This is a genomic window from Ruegeria sp. AF7, assembly GCF_056541885.1.
The window spans coordinates 317,356-340,384 of record NZ_JBQFYX010000001.1 but is presented as its reverse complement, the minus strand read 5'-3'; the positions used below and the strand labels follow the sequence as shown (position 1 = coordinate 340,384).

Here is a 23,029-nt window from a genome sequence, read left to right as displayed (position 1 = left end):
ATTATTTGTTCACTATATGTTCTTATAGCCACAAGGCCGTGATTCGAACCAGCCCCTTTGTCTTGCCTCGGCAGGATTCCCCGCCTATACGCGCGTTCATGCTTGATACCTCGAACCAACCTGCCCTGCCGCCCGAGATTGCCCGTCGCCGGACATTCGCCATCATCTCGCACCCGGATGCGGGCAAAACGACGCTGACTGAAAAGTTCCTGCTGTACGGGGGCGCCATTCAGATGGCCGGTCAGGTGCGCGCCAAGGGCGAGGCACGGCGGACACGCTCGGACTTCATGCAGATGGAGAAAGATCGCGGAATCTCGGTTTCCGCATCGGCCATGTCGTTCGACTATGGCAATTTCCGGTTCAATCTTGTTGACACGCCCGGCCACAGCGATTTCTCGGAAGATACCTACCGCACGCTGACGGCCGTGGATGCGGCCGTGATGGTGATCGACGGCGCGAAGGGTGTCGAAAGCCAGACGCAAAAACTGTTCGAGGTCTGCCGCCTGCGCGATCTGCCGATCCTGACCTTCTGTAACAAGATGGACCGCGAAAGCCGCGATACGTTTGAGATCATCGACGAAATCCAGGAGATGCTGGCCATCGACGTCACCCCCGCCGCATGGCCGATTGGCGTAGGTCGTGATTTCATCGGCTGCTACGACATGCTGCGCGACCGGCTGGAGCTGATGGACCGCGCCGACCGGAACAAGGTGGCAGAGAGCATCGAGATTAACGGGCTTGATGACCCGAAACTCGCAGAACACGTACCCGAACATCTGCTGGAAAAGCTGCTGGAAGAGGTTGAGATGGCGCGCGAGTTGCTGCCCGCGCTGAACCCGCAGGCGGTGCTTGAAGGGCACATGACCCCGATCTGGTTCGGCTCGGCCATCAATTCGTTCGGCGTCAAGGAACTGATGGAAGGCATCGGCGCTTACGGCCCGCAGCCGCAAGTGCAATCAGCCGAACCCCGCCAGATTTCGCCGGATGAAAAGAAGGTCGCAGGCTTTGTTTTCAAGGTGCAGGCCAATATGGACCCCAAGCACCGTGACAGGGTGGCGTTTGTGCGCATGGCCTCCGGCCATTTCAAGCGCGGCATGAAGCTGACCCATGTACGGTCGAAAAAGCCGATGGCGATTTCAAACCCGGTGCTGTTTCTGGCATCTGACCGGGAACTGGCAGAAGAGGCCTGGGCCGGAGATATCATCGGCATTCCCAACCACGGCCAGCTGCGCATCGGTGACACGCTGACCGAAGGCGAGGCGCTGCGCGTCACCGGCATCCCCTCTTTCGCGCCGGAACTGCTGCAAGGCGTCCGCGCGGGCGATCCGATGAAGGCCAAGCATCTGGAAAAAGCCCTGATGCAGTTTGCCGAGGAAGGCGCGGCAAAGGTGTTCAAACCTTCGATTGGCTCGGGCTTTATCGTCGGCGTTGTCGGTGCGTTGCAGTTCGAAGTGCTCGCCAGCCGGATCGAGATGGAATACGGCCTGCCCGTGCGTTTCGAGGCGTCTCAGTTCACCTCGGCCCGCTGGGTCAGTGGTGACAAGGCCGAGGTCGAAAAGTTTGTGAATGCAAACAAGCAGCACATCGCGCACGACCATGACGGCGACATTGTCTATCTGACCCGGCTGCAATGGGACATCGACCGGGTGGTTCGGGACTATCCCGCCCTGAACCTGACTGCCACCAAAGAGATGATGGTGTGATCCAACTGACTGATTGCACAGCCGAGTCTGCCTGTGCAATTCTGCGCGCATGAGCAAGGATGAACTGACTTTCCCCGGCGGTCTGCCCGACATGCTGGACAGGTATGAAAACCGGCGCAGCCCGTTTCAGTTCGGCACCACCTCGTTGCCTGACCTTGACATCGACCTCATTGAACTGGCCGGTCGTGCATTGCCCGAAAGTGCGACTGTGCCCCCGCCAAAGCCTAATACAAGCTGGGATCGCAAGCGCGCTCAGATAGCGCGGGAATTTGTCGGAAATTCAGAACTTGCTTTCCTGAATGCCCAGTTGATCTCGAACCTGCGAAAGCGGTCCTTCCCGCGCCACGCCCCGCTTCTGTTTTGCCGCCTTTGGGACGAACAGTCGGACCACCTTCTGTCCACGCTTGATCTGCGGTGGCTGGTCTCGTCGGTTCAGACCTTTGCGGACCACGGCCAAACTGCAACCCAGCGCGAGGTTGGTCATGCGTTGCGCATGTTGTTCGGCATGATGAAGCTTTATGAGTTCGAGAGGCGCTTTTCGCAGCTGCCCCCGGAAACACCATTTCCGTATCAAAAATTGAAACACGTCCCGCTGCCCTATCAGATGAAAGGGTTTTCCCTTGGAAGTGGCGGGCTGGACGTCAATCTGATTGCCCCGATCTGGACCAAAGCCCTAAGCGACACCACCATCGCGCCGCTGGTCGATCACTTGATGATCGAGCTCAACAGTGATCCCGGCGGTGTCTTTCGCCGCCTGAAACTCATGCGCGAAGCGCGCGCGCAGCGCACATGACCACATGGGGTGTCGTGTCGATGGTCAGGGGCCCGACCGAAGATGTCCTTCGGTTCGTGGCCTATCACCTCGATCTGGGCGCCGAGACCATCTATATCTATCTGGATGAGCCGAACCAGCGCACGTTCGAGGCGCTGAAGGCGCATCCCAGTGTTTGCGTACAGGTTTGTGATGACGCCTATTGGCAAAAGCTAAAACGCACGCGACCGGACAAGCACCAGGTTCGCCAATCGGTCAACGCCACATACGCCTATCGTGACACGCATCTGGATTGGCTGGCCCATATCGATGTTGACGAGTTTCTGTGGTCTCCGACCCCAATCTCGGATGTGTTGCGCGAAGTCCCGGACAAGGTTCACGCCGCCCGTGTCCGCCCGATCGAGGCGCTGGCAGGCGGCGAAGACCTGTACAAGGCGCATGTTCCACAAAGCCCGGCCCGAACACAGCTGATTGAGATGCTTTATCCCAACTATGGGGCTTTCGTCCTTGGCGGGTTCCTCAGCCATGTACAGGGCAAGTTGTTTGCGCGCACGGGATTGAAACGTCTGAGTTTTCGTATCCACAACCTGTTTCAGAACGGGAAATTGCTGCCGTGTAAATACGAACTTGCGCAGGTCGATCTATGCCACCGCCACGCGCCGGACTGGGATCACTGGATTGCACATTATCCGTTCCGCTTGGATCGCGGCTCGTATCAGGCTGGCATGGCCCCGAATGCCCCGCGCGAGATGGGGGGGCTGAACAAGAATGAATTGCTCAGCTGGATTGAAAGCGAACACGGCGAGGACGGGCTGCGCGCGTTCTTCAACGAGATGAGCGGCGCTGACCCAGATGTCCGCGCCCGGCTGGAGCAGAATGGGCTAATCCGCCACCGTGCATTGAATCTGGACGCGAAACTGGCGAAACACTTTCCCGGAAGTTGCTGAATTGTTGCGCAAAACTCGAACCTGTCTCGATGAAACCCTGATGCAGCGGTCTTCATTTGACCCCGACCAACGTTTTTGTTATGTCCGCGTCCAAGCCGAAATGTCGCATCACGCGCATGGCCATCCGGGCCCGGCACATCTTATACGCGCGGGCCAGGTCAAGTGTCCGCATTCAACCGGACTTACATGACAAAGTTTAACGAACTGAACCTGAACCCGAAGGTCCTCAAAGCCATTGAGGAAGCCGGATACGAAACCCCAACTCCGATCCAGGCAGGTGCGATTCCGCCCGCATTGGAAGGTCGCGATGTTTTGGGCATAGCCCAGACAGGCACGGGAAAAACCGCCAGCTTTACGCTGCCGATGATCACGCTGCTGGCCCGTGGCCGGGCGCGTGCCCGTATGCCACGTTCGTTGGTTTTGTGCCCGACGCGGGAACTGGCCGCTCAGGTGGCCGAGAATTTCGACACCTATACCAAACACCTGAAACTGACCAAAGCGCTGTTGATCGGTGGTGTCAGCTTCAAAGAGCAAGAAGCCCTGATTGACCGTGGAGTCGACGTTCTGATCGCCACGCCGGGCCGTCTGCTGGATCATTTCGAGCGCGGCAAACTGTTGCTGACCGGTGTTCAGATCATGGTGGTGGATGAGGCGGACCGGATGCTGGATATGGGGTTCATCCCCGATATCGAGCGCATCTTCTCACTGACACCATTCACCCGGCAGACCCTGTTCTTCTCGGCGACAATGGCATCCGAGATCGAGCGGATCACCGATACGTTCCTGTCGGCCCCTGCCCGGATCGAAGTGGCCCGGCAGGCCACCGCATCCGAAACCATTGAACAGAGCGTCGTCATGTTCAAAGGTGGGCGCCGTGACCGCGAGGCCAGCAACAAGCGCGGCCTTCTGCGCGCGCTGATCGATGCCGAAGGTGACAAATGCACCAACGCGATCATCTTCTGCAACCGCAAGACAGATGTGGATATCTGCGCCAAGTCGCTGAAGAAATACGGTTACGACGCCGCCGCCATCCATGGCGATCTGGACCAGTCGCAGCGGATGAAAACATTGGATGGATTCCGTGACGGGTCCTTGCGCCTGCTGGTCGCCTCAGACGTGGCGGCACGCGGTCTGGATGTTCCGGCTGTCAGCCATGTGTTCAACTTCGACGTCCCCAGCCACCCCGAGGATTATGTGCACCGCATTGGCCGCACCGGTCGCGCCGGGCGCGAAGGCAAGGCCATCACAATCTGCTCGGGACGCGACGAAAAAGCACTGGTTGCGATCGAAAAGCTGATCCAGAAAGACATCCCGCGCATAGACAACCCGGTTCAGGAAGAGCCCAAGCCCGAACAGCCGAAGCCCGAGAAAAAGGCCAAGGCCCCCGAAAGCATGAAAGAAGGTAAAAAATATCGCGAGCCGAAGGGGCACAGTCGTGGGCGCAAGGAAGGCACCGGCCAGGTCGTCGTGGGCATGGGAGATCACCTGCCCAGCTTCATCGCGCTTAGCTTTGACGAACGTCGCGCCAGCTAGATTGCCAGCACAAGCGCTAAAATCGAGAACCCAAGCAACATCATCCCGGCGATCTCGCGCCGGGTGATCGTTTCTCGGAAGAATAGGATCGAAGCCATGAGGCTAAAGATCAGCTCAACCTGCCCCAGCGCTTTTACATAAGCCGCATTCTGCAAGGTGAAGGCCCAGAACCAGCAAAACGAGCCACCGAGGCTGGTCAGGCCGACAAATACCCCGGTCTTTCGCGTTTGCCAGACTGCGCGCAGTTCGGCCCGGTCCCGCCACAGCAGCCATATCCCCATGCTGGCGAACTGGAATGTCACCACTGCGGCCAGTGTTACCAGCGCTCGGAACCACGCATCGATATCGCCCAGTTGCAGTGAAGCCCCACGATAGCTGACGGCGGAAAACGCAAACAAAACACCTGATCCAAGCCCCAATTGCGAAGCCCGATTGGTCAGATGGCGCCACCAGGGTCCGTCCCCTCCGGGTGTTTTTGACAACAAAAGAACAGCCATCAACCCCAACAGGATCGCGAACAATGCGCCCCGCGACACACTGTCCCCCAAGACCAAAAAACCAACAATCGCGGTCTGGATCACCTCGGTTTTCTTGAAGGTAATTCCAACGGCAAAATTGCGTTGTTTGAACAACGCCACCACGCAAATCGTTGCAAGGATTTGCGCTGTCCCTCCGATGACCGCGTAAAGCCAGAACAAACTGCCAAGCCGAGGCATGCTCGCCCCGGTTATCTGCAACGCAACATATAGCCCGATAACCGCCAACGGCATGGAATAGGCAAACCGCGCAAAAGTTGCACCTGCAGCAGATAGTTTCACGCTTGCCAGAGATTTTTGCAGCATGAAACGCACAGTCTGAAAACTGGCGGCGGCGATGGTGACGGGGATCCAGAGACTCATGCCACCCGTTGTGTCGTCAATTCAAGGCTTTGGCCAGAGGGGATGTGGCACAGGGTCTTTTGCGCGAACGAAATACTGCCGGAATATCTGTGCATAGGACCGGTAAACATAGGCTTCGTTGCAAGCCAAGTACCTGTCCTTTCCGTCGCGGTACAATGCAGGCAAGCGATACCACGGAGCCGCCGGATTCATGTGATGAACGACGTGTAGGTTATTGTTTAAAAACAAAAACGCCAGAGGCCCGTGATCTTCGACAATCACCGTGCGGGCGCGGGATTTTTCATGTGCACGATGCTCCAGAAACGTGCGGATCTTCAAAAGCGACAGCCCCATATAGGCCGCGACCAGATAGGCCCAAACCGGCATGGCCGATTGCGCAGCTACCCACAGAACCACCGCCGCGCCGGGAAGGTGCACAGCCCATGCCAGCAGGATCGCCCTGTCCCCGCGTATCAACCCACGCCATTCGTCAAACATAAACAGACCCTGACCAAGGACGGGCCCCAGTACCATCCGCCCCAACAGCGTGTTGTTCAGGCTCAGGATCATCTGCGCCAGCCGCGGCAATCCCGACCAGATATGCGGATCCAGATAATTCGATTCCGGGTCGTCATAAGGGTCCGTCAGGGTGGCATCCTGATGATGCGCCAGATGCAGGTCCCGAAAGCGGTTATACGGAATTGCCAATGTCAACGGCAGTGCCATCAACGCCTCGTTCAGCCATTTGGCACGAAATGGGTGCCCGTGCAGGGCCTCATGCGTCAGTGACGAATGCAAAGCCGCAACAACACCCAGAGCAGGGATAGCCAACCACAAGGATGTGTTTGCCATCCAGAACAGACCGGCAAGCCACGCAGCATAACACAAGACGATCAGGAAAAACGTGCCCCATTCGGGCGATTTGGGTGTCGTAGGGTCAGCCATTTCGGCCCCACGAAATGTTTGCCCAAATTCTTTCGTAAATCACGTACATCGTCAGGCCGATGGCCGTGTTCACCAGCGCCAGCGCCCCTCCTACAGCGGCCGAGCCTGTTGCCAACAGGCCCACCATTGTCATGATCGCCAACCCCATCGCATTCCAAACGATTGCTTTCACGACTGATCTTCGCCGCGTTTCCATTCCGAACCCCGTTTTTTTCTTACTCAAAGCGTTACATCCGGACCCCGGCATTGAAAATTCTGAATATGATTAACAAAACTAATCAAATGTGATAAAAATCACGGCATGCAGGAAAATATCGACAAGCGCGACCGTGCCGCGCAATTTCGTCTCCGCCTCGCCCGCGCGATGGAAGAGCGCCATGTCAGCCAAAGTGCCCTTGCGCGCAATATTGGCGTTGACCGCTCGACCGTTTCCCAATTGCTGACAGATCATGGCGCGCGGTTGCCCAACGCACATGTTGTTGGCGGATGTGCAGCGGCGCTCGGCGTTTCGGCCGACTGGTTGCTGAGCCTATCTGACAGGCCGGAAAGCGCGGCTGAGCTTCTGGCTAGCTCGCTGACCTTTACCGAGGCCCCACGCGCCCTTGTCGATGAACGTATCTTCGAGTGGCATCAGGAGGCCGCCGGGTACAAAATCCGCTATGTCCCGGCCACCCTGCCCGACATGCTCAAGACGCGTTCGATACTGGAATGGGAATACGCCCCGCATCTGGGCCGGACCGCGGACCAAGCCATCGGCGCGTCGGCGGATCGTCTGGCATGGATGCGTAGCGCCCAGTCAGACTATGAGATCGCCATGCCGTTATTCGAAATCGAAAGCTTTGCAAGCGCCACTGGGTATTATCAGGGTCTCAGCCCCGAGGTTCGGCTGGAACAGATCGATCACCTGTTGGCGCTGTGCGAACAGCTCTATCCGCGGATGCGTATCTATCTGTTTGACGCAAAACGGCTTTATTCCGCACCCGTAACGATTTTCGGCCCGCTGCTTTGTGTATTTTACGCAGGAAGTCACTATATGGCCTTCCGCGACCGGGATCGGATCGAGACATTCTCACGCCATTTCGACACACTAGTACGCGAGGCCGACGTGGCCGCCCGGGACTTTCCAAACCACCTGCGTCGCCTCAGAACGGCGGTTTCCCGCGACTGGTGATGCAGCGCCATCCAACCTGTGCTATTCTACTTTGGCGCGAACCATAAGGCATTCCGAACACAGACGGAGGAGCACAGGAATGGACGCAATTCAAACCGCTCAATACGCACGTGCACTTTTTGCCGCCCATGGAGACCAAGCCGAGGCCGAAGCCGCGCAAAAAATGCGCGACTGCGAAGCTGCCGGAAACCGGCAAGAAGCCCAGGACTGGCAGGCAGTCCGTCAGACCATCCGCCAGATCCGTGGTCCAAACCAGGGCTGAGTTACAATTTCGGGTCCGGGTTGACCGTGTGGCCATCCACCGCGATCACCTGTCCTGAAACCAGACGTGCCGCATCTGAGGCAAGGAAGACTGCCATATTGGCGACATCCTGCGCTTCGACGAAGCGCCCCATTGAGGTGCCCGAGGCATAGCCCCGATAGACCTCGTCACGGGTCATGCCCTTGGCTGCGGCCTCGCGGGTCAGGACGCCCTCCATCCGAGGGCCTTCAACTGCGCCCGGACAAATGGCATTGGCACGGATGCCATAGGGCCCCAGCTCCATCGCCAGTGTTTTCATCAACCCGATGACCGCCCATTTTGCCGACGCATAGGGCGCCCGGAACGGGTAGCCATACTGCCCGGCTGTCGACGAGGTCAGAATGATGCTGCCCGCCCGCGCCGTTTTCATCAGCGGCGCTGCATATTTTGCCGCCAGAAAAGCACCGTCCAGATTGACCGCGACACAAGCACGCCACGCGTCCAGATCAATATCCTCAATGGCATTTGTCGGGCCGGCAATACCGGCATTGGCGCAGAGCACATCCAACCCGCCTGTCGAACGGACGGCGTCAAATACCGCGCGCATGTCAGCCTCGTCCGCAACATCGGCTCGGTGCCCGGTCCAATGTTCGGGCAAAGTATCCAACGCCGCCTGATCGATATCAGTAACCCGGACGTCATAGCCAACCGCGTCAAACGCCTCGGCCATGGCCCGGCCGACGCCTGACGCGCCAGCCGTCACCAGAACACGGCGCGTCATGAAGGCTTCCTGATCGCTGCGCCTGCGCCCTCGGGATAAGGCAATCCGGCCTGAGCCTCTGCAACCCGCGCCATAGCCGCTTCGATTTCAGCGGATGGCGCGCTCGGGCGGCGGGTTTCCAGGCTGACATGCAGCAGAAAACTTTCACCCGTGGCCAGCAGCTTGTCGCCCTCATACATGCTGTGGAACACATGCAGCTTCTTGCCCTTCCCCAACAGCATCTGCGTGCGCACGTCGATTTTTGCACCGGCATGAGCTTCATCCACATAGCGAATGTGGTTCTCCGCTGTGAAATAGCTGCCGCCCGAGGCGATGTAATCCGCATCGCATCCGATGATTTCCATGAACCGATCGGTGGCGGCGGCAAAGGCCTCCAGATATTTCGCTTCGTTCATGTGGCCGTTGTAATCCGTCCAGTCCAGCGGAACAGCCCGCGACAGGGTCAGGATGGGCTGGCTCAGATCCGCCTGATCCAGCGTCGGCAGCGCACCGGGTTTCAACCGTGCGTCATGTTGGTTCAGCACCGCACCCGCGCCGTAATTCTGCGCCTTGAGGGCCCGCATCATGCCAACAAGATTGTTGTCGCGAATACGCTCCAGCTCTCGGATCGAATGCATCCCGGATTGTGCGTCAGATTGACTGGCGATCAAATCGACCAGTTCGTCAGTGAACTCGGGAACATCCATCAGCTTGGTCCACGGCCATTTCAAGGCAGGTCCGAACTGCGCCATGAAATGCCGCATCCCCGCCTCGCCACCGGCCACGCGGTAGGTTTCGAACAGACCCATCTGCGCCCAGCGGATGCCGAAACCCATACGGATGGCCTCGTCAATCTCTTCGGTCGTCGCAATGCCATCCTTGACCAGCCAAAGCGCCTCGCGCCAGACAGCTTCCAGGAACCGGTCGGCAATATGCGCATCGATCTCTTTCTTGACGTGTAGCGGGAAAAACCCAAGCGATTTCAACAGGTCCTGGGCCTGTTTGATCATCTCGGCCGGGTTCTTGTCCGTTGGTACAAGCTCGATCAAAGGCAGCAGGTAAACCGGGTTGAAGGGGTGAGTCACCACGATCTGCTCGGGGCGCAGCGCTCCGTCCTGAAGTTCGGACGGCTTGAACCCACTGGTCGAGGATCCGATGACCGCGCCCGGATCGCAAGCCTCCTGCAAGCCTTTGTAAACCTTCAGTTTCAAATCCAGACGTTCCGGCACACTCTCCTGTATCCAACGCGCACCCTTAACCGCTTCGGCCATGTCGCTGTGAAAGCTCAGCACACCCTCGGCTGGCAACGGAACGTCACTCAGCCCCGGCAAGGACCGTCTTGCGTTGTCCAGCACCTCGCCAATCTTGCGTTCCGCCTCGGGGTCAGGGTCAAACACCCGCACATCCCAGCCATTGAGCAGGAACCGCGCGGCCCATCCACCACCGATAACTCCGCCCCCAATAATTGCTGCCGTTTTCATGATTTCCCACCTACTGGCTGCGCATGTTTCATCTTTTTAGAAATATTCCGGGGGCTTGGGGGCTGGCCCCCAAAACCCGCGTGTCCATTATTTTGCAACAGGTGCCTGCTTGGTCAGCCCCAGCTTCGCACGGACTTCGTCAGGGCCGATCACGCGCGCGCCCATATTCTCGATGATGGATCCCGCACGTTCCACCAGTTGCCAGTTCTCGGCCATTACGCCCTTGTCCAGCCAAAGGTTGTCCTCAAGCCCCACGCGCACATTGCCGCCCGCGAGAACCGAAGCCGCGACAAACGGCATCTCGTTCCGTCCCAGCGAAAACGCGCTGAAGGTCCAGTCATCCGGCACGTTGTTTACCATCGCCATAAAGGTATTCAGATCATCCGGCGCCCCCCACGGTACCCCCATGCACAGCTGAACCAAAGCGTTAGGTGCCAGAATCCCTTCCTTCACCAGTTGCTTTGCAAACCACAGGTGGCCAGTGTCAAAGGCTTCGATCTCGGGTTTGACACCCAGGTCGGTCATCATTTTGCCCATGGAGCGCAGCGCACCAGGCGTATTCGTCATAACATAATCGGCCTCGGCAAAGTTCATTGTGCCGCAGTCCAAGGTGCATATCTCGGGCAAACATTCGGCAATATGCGCCACACGTTCGGATGCTCCGACCATGTCCGTGCCCGCGGCCACGGGAAACGGGTTTTCAACACCGCCGAACACGATGTCGCCGCCCATGCCGGCCGTCAGATTCAATACGACGTCCACATCAGCGTCGCGGACGCGGTCTGTCACCTCGCGATACAGATCCAACCGGCGGCTTGGCGCACCGGTCTCGGGGTCGCGCACGTGGCAGTGTACCACTGCCGCCCCGGCCTTGGCGGCAGCGATTGCGCTGTCGGCGATCTGCCGCGGCGACCGCGGCACATGCGGGCTGCGGTCCTGCGTCCCGCCCGAGCCGGTTACGGCGCAGGTAATAAAGACTTCGCGGTTCATTTCCAGAGGCATGGTGTTTTCCCCAAGTTATACCCGGTTCTGCCTTGGGTTTTCCCCAGTCTTTTCCCCGGATTCCGATTTGCGTTCTGACCCGACTCTGGCGCAGCTTTGGGAAAACCACTTGGCAATATGCGAATCAAACTTGATGAAATCCGCAAAAAACATACTGCAACCGGAACACCGCGCCCTGAAAACCGCGGTGCTTGTGCTGGACGAATGCAACACGCTCAGCTTTGCCTCTGCGGTGGACCCGATGCGGGCCGCGAACCGTCTGGCGGACCGCCCGGCCTTTGATTGGGACTATGTGACCGCAACGCCAGAACCCGCGGTGCTGACTAGCGCGTTGCAAGTGCCTGGTACTCCACTGGCCCGGTTGCAATCCTGCGACCTGATGATCGTGGTCGCCGGGTTCCAACTGGCCCGACACGCCACCCCCAGCCTGCTGGCTGGTCTGCGGCGCATCGCGGGCACAGGCGCAACGATGGCAGGCATTGATGGCGGCCCGTGGCTCTTGGCCGAGGCCGGGCTACTGGATGGCCATCTGGCAACAACCCACTGGGAAGACCTAGAAAATTTCGCCACGCGGTTTCCCGAAGTTGATGTGCGCACCGACCGCTTCGCCGTTTCGGGTAATCGACTGACTTCGGGTGGCGCAATTCCGGCTGTCGAGATGATGCTGCACATCATCGCCGCCCGTCATGGCGCAAGTTTCGCCGCGCGCGTTGCGGGCCTGTTCCTTTACGATGGTGCTCCGGACCCTGGAAAACCGCAAAGCCGCACAGGCGTACCCCATCGCCACACAGCACTGACCGCAAAGGCCAACTCAATGATGCAGGCGTCACTGGATGATCCCCTGCCGCTGGCCTATATCGCAGATCGCCTAGGCACCAGCCCGCGGACGCTGCAACAACAGTTCCGCCTGCGCCTGAACACGACGCCGCAGGACCACTATCTGCAACTGCGCCTGGCCGAGGCCCGTCGTCTGGTCACCGACACTGATATGCCATTGATGGATGTGGCGCTCGCCACCGGCTTTGCCTCACAATCCAGCTTTGCCCGCGCTTTCCGCACCGCCCACGGTCAATCGGCCCGCGACCTGAGACACGAACGCGCGCATCCCACCCATCACTGACCGGATCCACCTTCATCTGGCCCAAAATATCCCGGGGGCGTCGCCAAAGGCGACGGGGGCAGAGCCCCTAAAACGGCATCGGGTGCGCCCGATGCGCCCTGCTGATCTCGGCCAACACATCCTTGGGTAATTCAAGATCCACGCCCGCCAGAATATGATCCAGCTGTGCAACGGTCGTGGCCCCGAAGATTGCCGACATCATGAACGGGCGCGTCCGGCACCACGCCAGTGCCATATGCACCGGATCCAGACCATGCCGCGCGGCGATGTCCAGATAAGCTGCAACCGCCTCGAAAACACGACCGGATTTCCGGCCTCCCATCTCGGGCACAAAGGACATACGCGATCCGTCGGGGACGCAGTCATTTTGATACTTCCCGGTCAAAAATCCTGCCGCCAAAGGGGAAAACGCCATCAGCCCAACATCTTCATGAACACTCAACTCACCCAGGTCGGTGTCGAAATGGCGGCACAGCAATGAATATTCGTTCTGCACCGATGCCACGCGCGGCGCCCCCATCTGTTCGGCCAGCCGCAGCCATTGCGCGGTTCCCCAAGCGCTTTCATTCGACAGGCCAAAGGCACGGATATTGCCCTTGTCCACCTGAGCCTGCAATGCCTCAAGGCATTCCTGCATGTTGCTCAGCACTTCGTCCGTGTTTTCGCCAGACGGCGCATAATCCCAATTCTGCCGAAACATATAGCTGCCCCGATTGGGCCAGTGGAACTGGTAGAGGTCGATGTACCCGGTCTGCAATCGTCGCAAAGACCCCTCAATCGCTTCGGGTATGGTGCGGGCGGTGATCGGCGCACCATCACGGACAAAGGACAGCCCCGCGCCGGAATGCTTGGTCGCCAGAACATAATCACCCCGGCGGGTAGGATTGGCGGCATTCCAGTTTCCCAAAATCTCTTCGGTGCGCCCGATCGTTTCCTTCGCGACAGGGTTCACCGGGTACATTTCGGCCGCGTCGACAAAGTTGATCCCCGCGTCCAGCGCCATATCCATCTGCCGGTGCGCATCCGTTTCAGATGTTTGAGAGCCAAATGTCATCGTGCCAAGGCACAGATCGCTCACCATAATTCCGGTACGGCCCAAAGGCTTCTTCTGCATCGTCGTATCTCCTGAAAATTGCGGGCCGGTCAGGCTTCGGCCTTTTTCTCCCACCGCCCGGACTCCTCCGACCAGTATTGTGCGGAACATCCGGCATCCGTCAGCGCTTTCCACTGCCCGCGCGCGTGTTGTACAGCCATGTCGTCATTGCCATCGAACAGGATACAAACCCGTTCCAGCGCGGCGACTTCTTCCGCCTCGACCGGCGCTCCATCCACGGCCATGATGCAGGTCGCGCCATTTCCCGCCACGGCGCTGGTGGTCAGCAGGATCGGCTGGTCCGCGTCATGCGGACCGCCTGCGCGACCATGGGGCAGGAACCCGTCCTCGGGTCCCAGCCAAAGTTTTTCATCCAGCCAGTCCATCCGTGCAGGGTCAGTACCCCGCACGGCTATCCGCCACCCGGCTTGCCGCGCCTTGTCCAGCAGCGCAGGCAAGGTGTGCTCCAGCGGCTGGCGGGTCAGGTGGTAGAAATAGACAGCGCCCATATGCCTACTCGAAATTGTCCTGCACAAACCGGCTCAGTGCGCGTACGCCCCAGCCGGTGGCGCCTTTGGGCGCATAAGATGTCTCGTCGGCAACCGAGGCGACCCCCGCAATATCCAGGTGAATCCACGGCGTTTCCTCTTTCACGAAACGCTGCAGGAATTGCGCGGCGGTGACTGAACCCGCGGGACGACCGCCCACGTTTTTCACGTCGGCAATGCGCGATTTCAGCAATTTGTCATAGGCATCGCCCAATGGCATCCGCCAGGCGCCTTCATCCTCGGCCTTGGCAGATTTCAGGAAGGCATCGCAGAATGTGTCATTGTTCGAAAAGACACCAGCATTCTCATGGCCCAACCCGATAATGATCGCACCGGTCAAAGTTGCCAGATCGATCATGCCGACCGGCTTGAACCGTTCCTGCGCGTACCACATCACGTCACACAGAACCAGACGGCCCTCGGCGTCGGTGTTGATGATCTCGACCGTATCACCTTTCATAGACCTGACCACATCACCCGGACGGGTGGCGTTACCTGATGGCATATTCTCGACCAGACCAACCAGCCCCACGACATTGGCTTTTGCCTTGCGCTTGGCCAGCGCGCGCATGGTGCCCGCAACAACTCCGGCTCCGCCCATGTCCATGGTCATCTCTTCCATGCCAGCAGCTGGTTTGAGCGAGATACCACCCGTGTCGAACACTACGCCTTTTCCGACCAAAGCCAGAGGCGCGTCGTCCTTGGCACCGCCATTCCACTGTATCACCACCACTTTCGAAGGGCTGTCCGAGCCCTGCCCGACGCTTAGCAATGTGCGCATCCCCAACTCGGTCAGCTTGTCTTCGTCCAGCACTTCGACCTCAAGACCCAGCTCCTGCATCTCAACCAGACGGTCCGCGAATTCGGTAGTGGTCAAAACATTTGCCGGTTCATTGGTCAGATCGCGCGTCATCCGAACGCCATCAGCAATTGCATAGAGAGGTGCAAAATCTGCCTCGATCTCTACAGGCTTTGCGTGGCTGATTGTCACTGTGCCCGCCTTCTGGCTTTCCTTGGTTTTATGCGCGTCGAATTCATAGCTGCGCAGAACAATCCCCAGTGCCAGATCCTCGGCCCGCGCCTGATTGCCCACCATCACCAGCATGTCCTTGCCGCCTGCCAGCTTAGCCAGCGCCGCCCCTGCCTTGCGGGCTTCGCCGGCCTCGGGACGACGTGGCAGAACCAGAACATCCAGCGCCTCTGCCGCCATCCCTGTGGGCCATGCCATCGAGACGACATCACCTGTCTTCGACTTTCTGAAACTCTCGCTTTCAACAAGCCGCGCCAAGCCGCCCTTCGTCAGACGGTTTGCCCGGCGGGCTGCCGGGCTCATCTTACCGTCATCCGGAATGATGATAGCGACGCGCCCCCCGGCCTGCGCCATAGCCTCAAGGTCAAATTCCTGAAAACGGATCGGTATCAGACTGCTCATTGTACACTCCTCGAATTCTGTTCCCCAAGACCTAGCCCGCGGGGCACGCATTGACCAGATAGCAGTTTTCCCCGCCTTTCAATTGCATTAAGGTCCCGAAAAAATGACCGGCAGGCTCGGGGGAGAAAAACGTGGTACGACAGGGCAGGCATACGCTGTCGCGCGCAGCATTGCGCAGGCGCGATATCGGCCCGAACCCTCGCACTACAGGCGCAATGGGGTCGCGCCCATGATCCTGGACCGTTACTTCGCTCGCCGGTTTCTGCAAAGCTTCATGGTCATCGGAGGTATTTTTCTGACCTTGATGATTCTCATCGATCTGATCGAACAGATTCGCCGCTTTGACGATTTCGACCTGTCTTTTGCCCAGCTGTTGCACCTCACACTGCTGAATACTCCAGCTGCCATCAGCGAAATGCTGCCTCTGCTGGTCATCCTGTCCACCATTGCGCTGTTCGTCGGGCTGGCACGTACGTCCGAACTTGTGGTGACCCGTGCAACTGGCCGCTCGGGCATCCGCGCCTTGGTTGCGCCTGTCCTGTTGTCGCTGATCATCGGCACGCTGGCAGTCGCGCTGCTGAACCCTATTGCAGCAGCCACATCCGAAGAATTCCGGCGCTTGTCGGATTCCTACCGAAACAACGGCAGTTCGGCCCTTTCGATCAGCAGCGAGGGCCTTTGGCTGCGCCAGTCTGCCGAGAATGGGCAGGCTGTCATCCACGCCCGGGCAACGTCGAACCAAGACAAGCTGCGGCTGGACGGAGTTACCGTCATCACTTTTGGGCGGGATGGCAAACCGACCCAGCAAATTGTTGCGGACCGGGCAGAGTTGGAAGGCGGGAACTGGGTTCTTTCCAAAGCAAAGGTATGGGCTTTGGAGGACGGGCAAAACCCCGAATCCAACTCGGTTGCACACGAGCGTCTGGAGCTGCCAACCTCACTGACCCGGCAGCGGATCATGGACACTTTGGGGCAACAGGATTCGGTTTCGGTATACGACCTGCCCCAGTTAATCAGCGACCTGCGCGAGGCGGGATTCTCGACCAAGCAATATGAGGTCTGGCTGCAGGTACAGCTGGCCCGGCCTTTCTTTCTGATCTCGATGGTTCTGATCGGGGCCGCGTTCACCATGCGCCACGTTCGGTTCGGCGGCACAGGGATCGCGGTCCTGACAGCCGTCCTGCTTGGATTTGCCATCTATTTCGTGCGCAATTTCGCGCAAATCCTTGGGGAAAACGGACAATTGCCCATCTATATCGCCGCCTGGGCACCGCCCTTTGCCGCAATTCTGTTGTCTCTAGGTCTGCTACTGCATGCGGAGGACGGCTGATGCGGCATATCGTTCCTGTGTTGCTTACCAGTGCACTCGCTTTATCCATCCCGACGGGACTTGCAGCACAGACCTCTCAAGGCCAACCACAGCCACAGGGCGCACAAGCGCAGCAAGAGCCTGCCTTGCTGGTGGCCGACAAGGTATTCATCACGCCTGAGCGCAAACTTGTGGCTGAAGGCAATGTCGAGGCCTTTCAGGGCGACACCAAATTGTCCGCCCATCGTATCACATATGACCGCGAGACTGGCGAGCTGACACTGGAAGGCCCCATTCGTATCGATCAGGGTGGTCAGACCACCCTGCTGGCGGATTCAGGGCAACTGGACAGCGGAATTCAGAACGGACTGCTGGTTGGTGCGCGCATGGTGTTTGAACAGCAGGTACAGATCGCCTCGGTTCAGGCGAAACGGGCCGCAGGCCGTTATACACAATTCAGCAAGGTTTCAGCCACATCCTGTCATGTCTGCAACGACGGCAGGCCGCCTCTTTGGCAAATCCGGGCGCGCAAAGTCACGCATGATCAACTGGAACGGCAACTATATTTCGAAGGCGCGCAGCTTCGGGTGTTGGATTATCCGGTATTCTACTTTCCTTATCTGCGCCTGCCCGACCCAACGCTCGAGAGGGCAACCGGATTTCTGGTTCCTTCGATCCGCAGCACCTCGCAATTGGGCACTGGGGTTCAGGTCCCCTATTTCTTCAAGCTTGGCGATCATAAGGACCTGACACTTACGCCTTACGTCTCAGCCAAGACGACTACTCTGGGATACCGCTATCGTCAGGCCTTCGTAAACGGACGTATTCAGGTGGATGGCGCGTATACACGGGATGATGTGCAACCCGACCAGGATCGCGGCTACCTGTTTGCCAAAGGCTGGTTCAATCTGAAAAACGATTTCCGGCTGACCTTCAATCTGGAAACCACATCCGACGATGCCTACCTGGCTGACTATGGCTTGCCGGACCTCGACCGTTTGCGCAGCGAAATTGCGCTGGAGCGGATTAAGCGCGACAGCGCGTTCAAAACCGGCGTGATCTACTACAAAACACTGCGGGACAGCGAAAATCAGGACGAGATTCCGTCTCGCGTCTTCGATCTCAACTATGAAAAACGCTATTTTCCCAGCACGCTAGGTGGCGAGGTTCGGCTGGCTTTTATCGGTCACGCGCACGAACGCACCAGCGATACAGATGTTGTTGGTCGCGACATTGCACGGGCCACCTTCGATGCCGAATGGCTGCGCAGCTGGACTTTCTCATCGGGGCTGCGGATCGATACCACGCTGGGGGCGTCGGTTGACACTTTCAACATTCGCCACGACAGCAACTACCCCGACAATGTGACCCGATCTACGCCGCGCGCGGCTTTAACTCTCCGTTATCCAATGACCCGGCGCGAAGAATCGGGGGCTGTTCAGTTCCTCGAACCGATCGCGCAGTTCGGATGGACACATGTATCGGACACCGATGTTCCGAATGATGAAAGCACTTTTCAGGAATTCGATCAGGGCAACCTTCTTTCCCTCTCGCGGTTTCCTGCTGAAGATCAGCGCGAGAACAGCGCCACGGGTGTTGTTGGCCTGAACTGGGCCCGGTATGGCGCGGGTGGTTGGCAGGCCCAGGCGACTGTGGGCCAAGTGTTTCGGGCCGACGCCGATCCAAACTTCACGCTCACATCGGGCTTGCAGGGCACATCATCGGATTTGCTGGTAGCCGGGCAGATCAGCACGGCCAATGGCTGGTCACTTGCCGGGCGCGGTCTGATAGACGGGGATCTAAGTTTTGTCAAAGCCGAGCTGCGCGGCGCATGGGTATCCGAAAATGCCGGCCTTTCCGGCAGCTATATCTGGCAAGAGCCGGACCCAGCGGAAAACATCACCGAAGAAATCTCGGAAATTCTGCTTCTTGGGCGCTACCAGGTCGATCAGAACTGGCTGACCAATGCCCTGGCGCGCTACGATCTGGCTGAGTCGGAGCCGATCCGGCTGGGTCTGGGTGTGACCTATCAGAACGAATGCGTTCGGGTTAACATGTCCGTAAGTCGGCGCTTTACTTCAACATCCACTATTGAGCCTTCGACAGAATTCGGCTTTACCCTTTCTCTGACAGGGTACGCCCTTGAAGGCGGTGGCAAGACATACAAGAGAACATGCAGTTGATATCAGGTTTCTCCAGGTTTCTCCGTTCCGGTTGGCTTAAACCGGTCACACCGGCACTGGTTGCCGCAGTTTTTGCAATCGCGCCTCATCAGAGTGGCGCGCAAAGCCTGTTCTCACCCGCGATCCGCGTCAATCAGGACATTGTCACCTGGTACGAGCTTGAACAGCGCCTGCAATTTCTGAATGTTCTGGGTTTGCCCGGTGACAACGAAGCTGACGTCAGGGATGCCCTGATTGATGAAAAACTGCGCAAGCAGGTCATGCGCGACGCCGGCGTGCAAGCGACGCCCGAGGCCGTTCAGCTGGGCATCGACGAATTCGCCGCGCGCGGACAACTGTCATCCGAACAATTCCTGAAACTTCTCGGCGACGCTGGCGTCGACCCTGAAACGGTCCGGGATTATGTCGCGGATCAACTGGCATGGCGCGACTATATTAGCTCTCGTTATCTTTCGCAGGCCCGCCCGACCGAGGATGAGATCGATCGTGCACTGGGCCAGACGGGCGGAGGCGGATTGCAGGTCTTGCTGTCCGAAATCATTATCCCGGTAAACCCGCAAACGGTTGCCCAGACCGAGCTGTTGGCCGAAGAAATCTCGCGCCTTGAAGGGCAGGACGCGTTTTCTGCTGCCGCCGCTCAGTATTCCGCAGCCGCAACACGGGGTCAGGGTGGACGTCTGGAGTGGCTGAACATCTCGAACCTGCCCCCGGCGCTTCAACCTGTCATCCTGGGGCTTCAGACCGGTGAGATCACCGACCCGATCACCCTGCCGAACGCGGTTGCCCTGTTTCAGATGCGGGGCTTGCGCGAAGTCGCAACCGGCGCTCCGCGCATTTCAAAGTTGGATTATGCCGCCTATTACCTGCCTGGCGGGCGCAGCGCCGAAACCCTTTCGCGGGCCGCGAAGTTGAAAGAAGAAATCGACACTTGTGATGATCTCTATGGCATTGCCAAGGATCAGCCCGCCGAAGTTCTGGACCGGGTCGAAGCCGCACCTTCCGAGGTGCCCGGTGATATTGCCGTGGAACTGGCCAAGCTGGACCGGAACGAAGCGTCGGCGACTCTGACCCGCAACAATGGTCAGACGCTTGTGTTTCTGATGCTGTGCAACCGCACGCGGGATCTGGGCGAAGACACCTCTCGGGGCGATGTCGCCAACGCGCTGGCGCAGCAACGTCTTCAGGCCTTTGCGGCCAGTCTGGTGGAGCAGCTGCGGGCTGACGCTGTCATTACTCAGGAATGATACGGCCCGTCGCGCTCAGCTGCGGCGAACCGGCCGGTATCGGCCCGGAAATCGCGGCCAAGGCGTGGGCTGAACTGCGCGATGCCTGCCCGTTCTTCTATATCGGGGACGCCAGCCACCTGCCAGCAGGCACACCCGTTGCTAAAATCGAACACCCAAGTCAGGTTGCTGAAGCCTGTGGCCGGGCCCTGCCCGTTCTTCACATGGATTTTCCCGCCGCGAACGTATTCGGCCAGCCGAATCCGGCCAACGCGCCATCGGTGGTTGATGCCATCGAAACCGGCACCGAACTGGTACAGACCGGTGAGGCCGCAGCGCTTTGCACTGCACCGATCAACAAGAAAGCCCTGATCGACGGCGCAGGCTTCACCTTTCCCGGCCATACCGAGTTTCTGGCGGCCCTTTCCGGAACCCGCCGGGTTGTCATGATGCTGGCCAGCGAGCAGTTGCGCGTCGTTCCCGCGACGATTCACATTCCATTGTCACAGGTTCCCGCAGCACTTACCCCTGATCTTCTGCGCGAAACGATTGAAATCACTGCACGCGGTTTGCGTGATCAGTTCGGTATCGCGCATCCCCGGATCGCAGTTGCAGGCCTGAACCCGCACGCAGGTGAAGGCGGCAAGATGGGCACAGAGGAGCTCGACTGGATTGCTCCGATGCTGGCCGATCTGAACCCCGAGGACGCGACAATTACAGGCCCCCACCCTGCGGATACGCTGTTTCACGCAGCCGCCCGCACCCGCTATGACGCCGCCATCGCCATGTATCACGATCAGGCCCTGATCCCGATCAAGACGCTGGATTTCGACCGGGGCGTGAATGTCACCCTTGGCCTGCCGTTTATCCGTACCTCGCCCGACCACGGAACAGCACTGGACATCGCGGGGAAAGGCATCGCCAACCCCTCCAGCCTGATCGAAGCCCTGAAACTTGCCCAACGCATGGTAAAAAGCTCTTGATCCTTCACCTGGCTGAAAATATCCCCGCCGGAGGCACAAAAATCTCGGGCACAGCCCCTTTAACTGGCGCCAAGGTATTCCGATCATGAGCGCTATAGACACGCTTCCCCCTCTGCGCGAGGTCATCGCAACCCACCAGCTTTCCGCGCGCAAATCGCTGGGGCAGAATTTCCTGTTGGATCTGAACCTGACTGCCAAGATCGCCCGACAAGCCGGCGATTTGTCAGAATGCGATGTGCTTGAAATCGGCCCCGGTCCCGGTGGGTTGACACGAGGCCTGCTGTCCGAAGGCGCGCGCAAGGTCGTGGCCGTCGAAAAAGATACACGGTGCATTGCCGCCCTGAACGACATCGCCGCCGCGTATCCGGGTCGGCTTGAGGTGATCAACGGCGACGCACTGGAGATCAACCCGCTTGAATATCTGACACCGCCAATCCGCGTCGCCGCCAACCTGCCCTACAATGTCGGCACCGAGCTGCTGGTGCGTTGGCTGACACCGCCCGAATGGCCCCCATTCTGGCAGAGCCTGACGCTGATGTTCCAACGCGAAGTGGCCGAGCGTATTGTTGCCCAACCCGGCAGCAAAGCCTATGGACGCCTTGCCATCCTTGCCCAATGGCGGGCAGAGGCACGTATCGCCATGTTGCTTCCCCCCGGGGCCTTCACTCCGCCGCCCAAGGTTTCAAGCGCCGTGGTCCACCTGACCGCCTTGCCCGAGCCACGCTATCCCGCCGATGCCGCCACCCTGTCGCGCGTCGTGGCTGCCGCCTTCAACCAACGCCGCAAGATGCTGCGCGCCTCACTCAAAGGCATTGCCCCGGATATCGAAGACCGCCTTCTGGCCGCAGGTATCAAGCCCACGGACCGTGCCGAGCAAGTCCCGCTGGAAGCGTTCTGCGCTTTGGCGCGCGAAGTCAAGAAAACCTGATCAAACGAAAAAGCCCCGAGTTAAACCTCGGGGCTTGGTTCTTTTGACATCGGCTTTATTCTGCCGCCTCCGGTGCGTCCCCCGTGTCGGCAGGAGCATCCTCTTTTGCCTCCGGTGCTGGTTTGGGCTTCCGGGCGCGTGGCTTGCGCGCGGGTTTTTCCTTGCGCGGAGCCTCTTCCGGTGTTTCAGCCGCCGGGGTTTCTTTGTTTTCCGGGGTCTCTACCAGACCGCTATCGGGCTCTGAAGCCTGATGGTTAAGGTCCATCACATCAGGCTGCGGTGCTTCGGCCGGATCAGCCTGGCGGGTCGCTTCGCGTTCCTGACGTTCGGCACGTTCACGGTCGCGCTCGGCCTGGCGTTCGCGGTTCTGGCGCTCCTGCTCTTCACGGCGTGCATCAATCTCGCGCTGCGCCTCGCTCAGCATCCGCAGGTAGTGTTCCGCGTGTTGCTGGAAGTTTTCTGCCGCCACGCGGTCATTCGACAGCTGAGCGTCACGTGCCAACTGGTTGTATTTGTCAATAATCTGTTGCGGCGTGCCACGGACCTTGCCTTCAGGACCCGAGCTGTCAAAAACCCGGTTTACGACGTTGCCGCCAGAAGGACGATTGCGGTTATTCTTGGCCCGCGAACGGGGTTTGGAAGATCTCATCTTACTTTACGTCAGCCTTATCTATGCGATGTCGTTCAACCCGTGTTTTGCACTGCTCTAAGGCGTTTGCCGTGACGGGAAGTCGACTTTTTGGGCTTGGCGTCAGGGGTGCGCTGCAACAGCGTCAA

At 59.0% G+C, this 23,029-nt stretch carries 22 protein-coding genes; 12 read left to right on the top strand and 10 right to left on the bottom strand.

The features are described 5' to 3' along the window. Positions 1-98 precede the first annotated feature (98 nt). The 4 genes from ACR0AP_RS01735 (at position 99) to ACR0AP_RS01720 (ending at position 4,955) form a co-directional block, all read left to right on the top strand. Entirely contained in the window at positions 99-1,703 is a 1,605-nt protein-coding gene (locus ACR0AP_RS01735; RefSeq protein WP_209503717.1) for a peptide chain release factor 3, read from the top strand. A 49-nt stretch (positions 1,704-1,752) separates the two neighbouring features. After that, positions 1,753-2,496, top strand: a complete 744-nt coding sequence (locus tag ACR0AP_RS01730) for a hypothetical protein (protein WP_480504907.1) — start codon at positions 1,753-1,755, stop codon at positions 2,494-2,496. Next, positions 2,493-3,422, top strand: coding sequence for a glycosyltransferase family 2 protein (locus ACR0AP_RS01725; RefSeq protein WP_480504905.1), 930 nt, complete (start codon positions 2,493-2,495; stop codon positions 3,420-3,422). Before ACR0AP_RS01730 ends, ACR0AP_RS01725 begins: the two co-directional genes overlap by 4 nt. Positions 3,423-3,608: 186 nt before the next feature. Beyond that, positions 3,609-4,955 carry a DEAD/DEAH box helicase gene (locus ACR0AP_RS01720; RefSeq protein WP_480504903.1) on the top strand — a complete coding sequence of 449 codons (1,347 nt, stop codon included), beginning with the start codon at positions 3,609-3,611 and terminating at the stop codon, positions 4,953-4,955. On the opposite strand, the gene ACR0AP_RS01715 is transcribed toward ACR0AP_RS01720, so the two are convergent. Genes ACR0AP_RS01715 through ACR0AP_RS01705 form a run of 3 tightly spaced genes read right to left on the bottom strand, consistent with a single transcriptional unit; the run spans position 4,952 to position 6,974 of the window. After that, positions 4,952-5,854 carry an EamA family transporter gene (locus tag ACR0AP_RS01715; protein ID WP_480504901.1) on the bottom strand — a complete coding sequence of 301 codons (903 nt, stop codon included), beginning with the start codon at positions 5,852-5,854 and terminating at the stop codon, positions 4,952-4,954. The genes ACR0AP_RS01720 and ACR0AP_RS01715 overlap by 4 nt on opposite strands. Positions 5,855-5,875: 21 nt before the next feature. Next, positions 5,876-6,778, bottom strand: coding sequence for a fatty acid desaturase (locus tag ACR0AP_RS01710; protein ID WP_480504899.1), 903 nt, complete (start codon positions 6,776-6,778; stop codon positions 5,876-5,878). Further along, positions 6,771-6,974, bottom strand: coding sequence for a DUF2061 domain-containing protein (locus tag ACR0AP_RS01705; protein WP_267366130.1), 204 nt, complete (start codon positions 6,972-6,974; stop codon positions 6,771-6,773). Before ACR0AP_RS01705 ends, ACR0AP_RS01710 begins: the two co-directional genes overlap by 8 nt. A 105-nt stretch (positions 6,975-7,079) precedes the next feature. Between ACR0AP_RS01705 and ACR0AP_RS01700 the strand changes: the two genes are divergently transcribed. Then, positions 7,080-7,949, top strand: coding sequence for a helix-turn-helix domain-containing protein (locus tag ACR0AP_RS01700; protein WP_267366129.1), 870 nt, complete (start codon positions 7,080-7,082; stop codon positions 7,947-7,949). Between the two features lie 79 nt (positions 7,950-8,028). Beyond that, entirely contained in the window at positions 8,029-8,211 is a 183-nt protein-coding gene (locus ACR0AP_RS01695) for a hypothetical protein (protein WP_267366128.1), read from the top strand. Between the two features lies 1 nt (position 8,212). Here the strand turns inward: ACR0AP_RS01695 and ACR0AP_RS01690 are convergent, their stop codons facing one another. The 3 genes from ACR0AP_RS01690 to bcoG all read right to left on the bottom strand — a co-directional run bounded on the left by ACR0AP_RS01690 (position 8,213) and on the right by bcoG (position 11,433). Then, positions 8,213-8,971: an SDR family oxidoreductase gene (locus tag ACR0AP_RS01690; protein ID WP_480504897.1), complete on the bottom strand. Its 759-nt coding sequence runs from the start codon at positions 8,969-8,971 to the stop codon at positions 8,213-8,215. Beyond that, positions 8,968-10,434 carry a carnitine 3-dehydrogenase gene (locus ACR0AP_RS01685; protein ID WP_480505799.1) on the bottom strand — a complete coding sequence of 489 codons (1,467 nt, stop codon included), beginning with the start codon at positions 10,432-10,434 and terminating at the stop codon, positions 8,968-8,970. Before ACR0AP_RS01685 ends, ACR0AP_RS01690 begins: the two co-directional genes overlap by 4 nt. A gap of 84 nt (positions 10,435-10,518) precedes the next feature. Next, a complete protein-coding gene (bcoG, locus tag ACR0AP_RS01680) occupies positions 10,519-11,433 on the bottom strand; it encodes a 3-dehydrocarnitine:acetyl-CoA trimethylamine transferase BcoG (protein WP_480504895.1) in 915 nt (304 codons plus the stop codon). Between the two features lie 133 nt (positions 11,434-11,566). Between bcoG and ACR0AP_RS01675 the strand changes: the two genes are divergently transcribed. Next, on the top strand, positions 11,567-12,553 hold the full coding sequence (locus tag ACR0AP_RS01675; RefSeq protein ID WP_480504893.1) for a GlxA family transcriptional regulator: 987 nt from the start codon (positions 11,567-11,569) through the stop codon (positions 12,551-12,553). A gap of 67 nt (positions 12,554-12,620) precedes the next feature. On the opposite strand, the gene ACR0AP_RS01670 is transcribed toward ACR0AP_RS01675, so the two are convergent. From ACR0AP_RS01670 to ACR0AP_RS01660, 3 genes are read right to left on the bottom strand one after another with little or no spacing between them, the layout of a single operon-like run. Then, entirely contained in the window at positions 12,621-13,667 is a 1,047-nt protein-coding gene (locus tag ACR0AP_RS01670) for an aldo/keto reductase (RefSeq protein ID WP_480480594.1), read from the bottom strand. 29 nt (positions 13,668-13,696) lie between these two features. Next, on the bottom strand, positions 13,697-14,155 hold the full coding sequence (locus tag ACR0AP_RS01665; RefSeq protein ID WP_480480592.1) for a DNA polymerase III subunit chi: 459 nt from the start codon (positions 14,153-14,155) through the stop codon (positions 13,697-13,699). A 4-nt stretch (positions 14,156-14,159) separates the two neighbouring features. Beyond that, the gene (locus ACR0AP_RS01660) at positions 14,160-15,626 is read right to left on the bottom strand and encodes a leucyl aminopeptidase (protein ID WP_480504890.1); all 1,467 of its coding nucleotides are present in this window, start codon (positions 15,624-15,626) and stop codon (positions 14,160-14,162) included. Between the two features lie 229 nt (positions 15,627-15,855). Here ACR0AP_RS01660 and lptG point away from each other — a divergent pair, with 229 nt between their 5' ends. From lptG to rsmA, 5 genes are all read left to right on the top strand, one after another. Beyond that, positions 15,856-16,956, top strand: coding sequence for an LPS export ABC transporter permease LptG (gene lptG / locus ACR0AP_RS01655; protein ID WP_480505797.1), 1,101 nt, complete (start codon positions 15,856-15,858; stop codon positions 16,954-16,956). Beyond that, the gene (locus ACR0AP_RS01650) at positions 16,956-19,118 is read left to right on the top strand and encodes an LPS-assembly protein LptD (protein WP_480504888.1); all 2,163 of its coding nucleotides are present in this window, start codon (positions 16,956-16,958) and stop codon (positions 19,116-19,118) included. The genes lptG and ACR0AP_RS01650 overlap by 1 nt, the downstream gene beginning before the upstream one ends. Continuing rightward, a complete protein-coding gene (locus ACR0AP_RS01645) occupies positions 19,109-20,362 on the top strand; it encodes a peptidylprolyl isomerase (protein WP_480504886.1) in 1,254 nt (417 codons plus the stop codon). The genes ACR0AP_RS01650 and ACR0AP_RS01645 overlap by 10 nt, the downstream gene beginning before the upstream one ends. Then, positions 20,359-21,324 (top strand): 4-hydroxythreonine-4-phosphate dehydrogenase PdxA, encoded by a 966-nt coding sequence (gene pdxA, locus ACR0AP_RS01640; protein WP_480504884.1) that lies wholly within the window; start codon positions 20,359-20,361, stop codon positions 21,322-21,324. Before ACR0AP_RS01645 ends, pdxA begins: the two co-directional genes overlap by 4 nt. An 85-nt stretch (positions 21,325-21,409) precedes the next feature. After that, a complete protein-coding gene (gene rsmA, locus ACR0AP_RS01635) occupies positions 21,410-22,252 on the top strand; it encodes a 16S rRNA (adenine(1518)-N(6)/adenine(1519)-N(6))-dimethyltransferase RsmA (protein ID WP_480485400.1) in 843 nt (280 codons plus the stop codon). Positions 22,253-22,307: 55 nt separating this feature from the next. Here the strand turns inward: rsmA and ACR0AP_RS01630 are convergent, their stop codons facing one another. Next, the gene (locus tag ACR0AP_RS01630; RefSeq protein WP_480504882.1) at positions 22,308-22,901 is read right to left on the bottom strand and encodes a DUF4167 domain-containing protein; all 594 of its coding nucleotides are present in this window, start codon (positions 22,899-22,901) and stop codon (positions 22,308-22,310) included. Between the last annotated feature and the right edge of the window lie 128 nt (positions 22,902-23,029).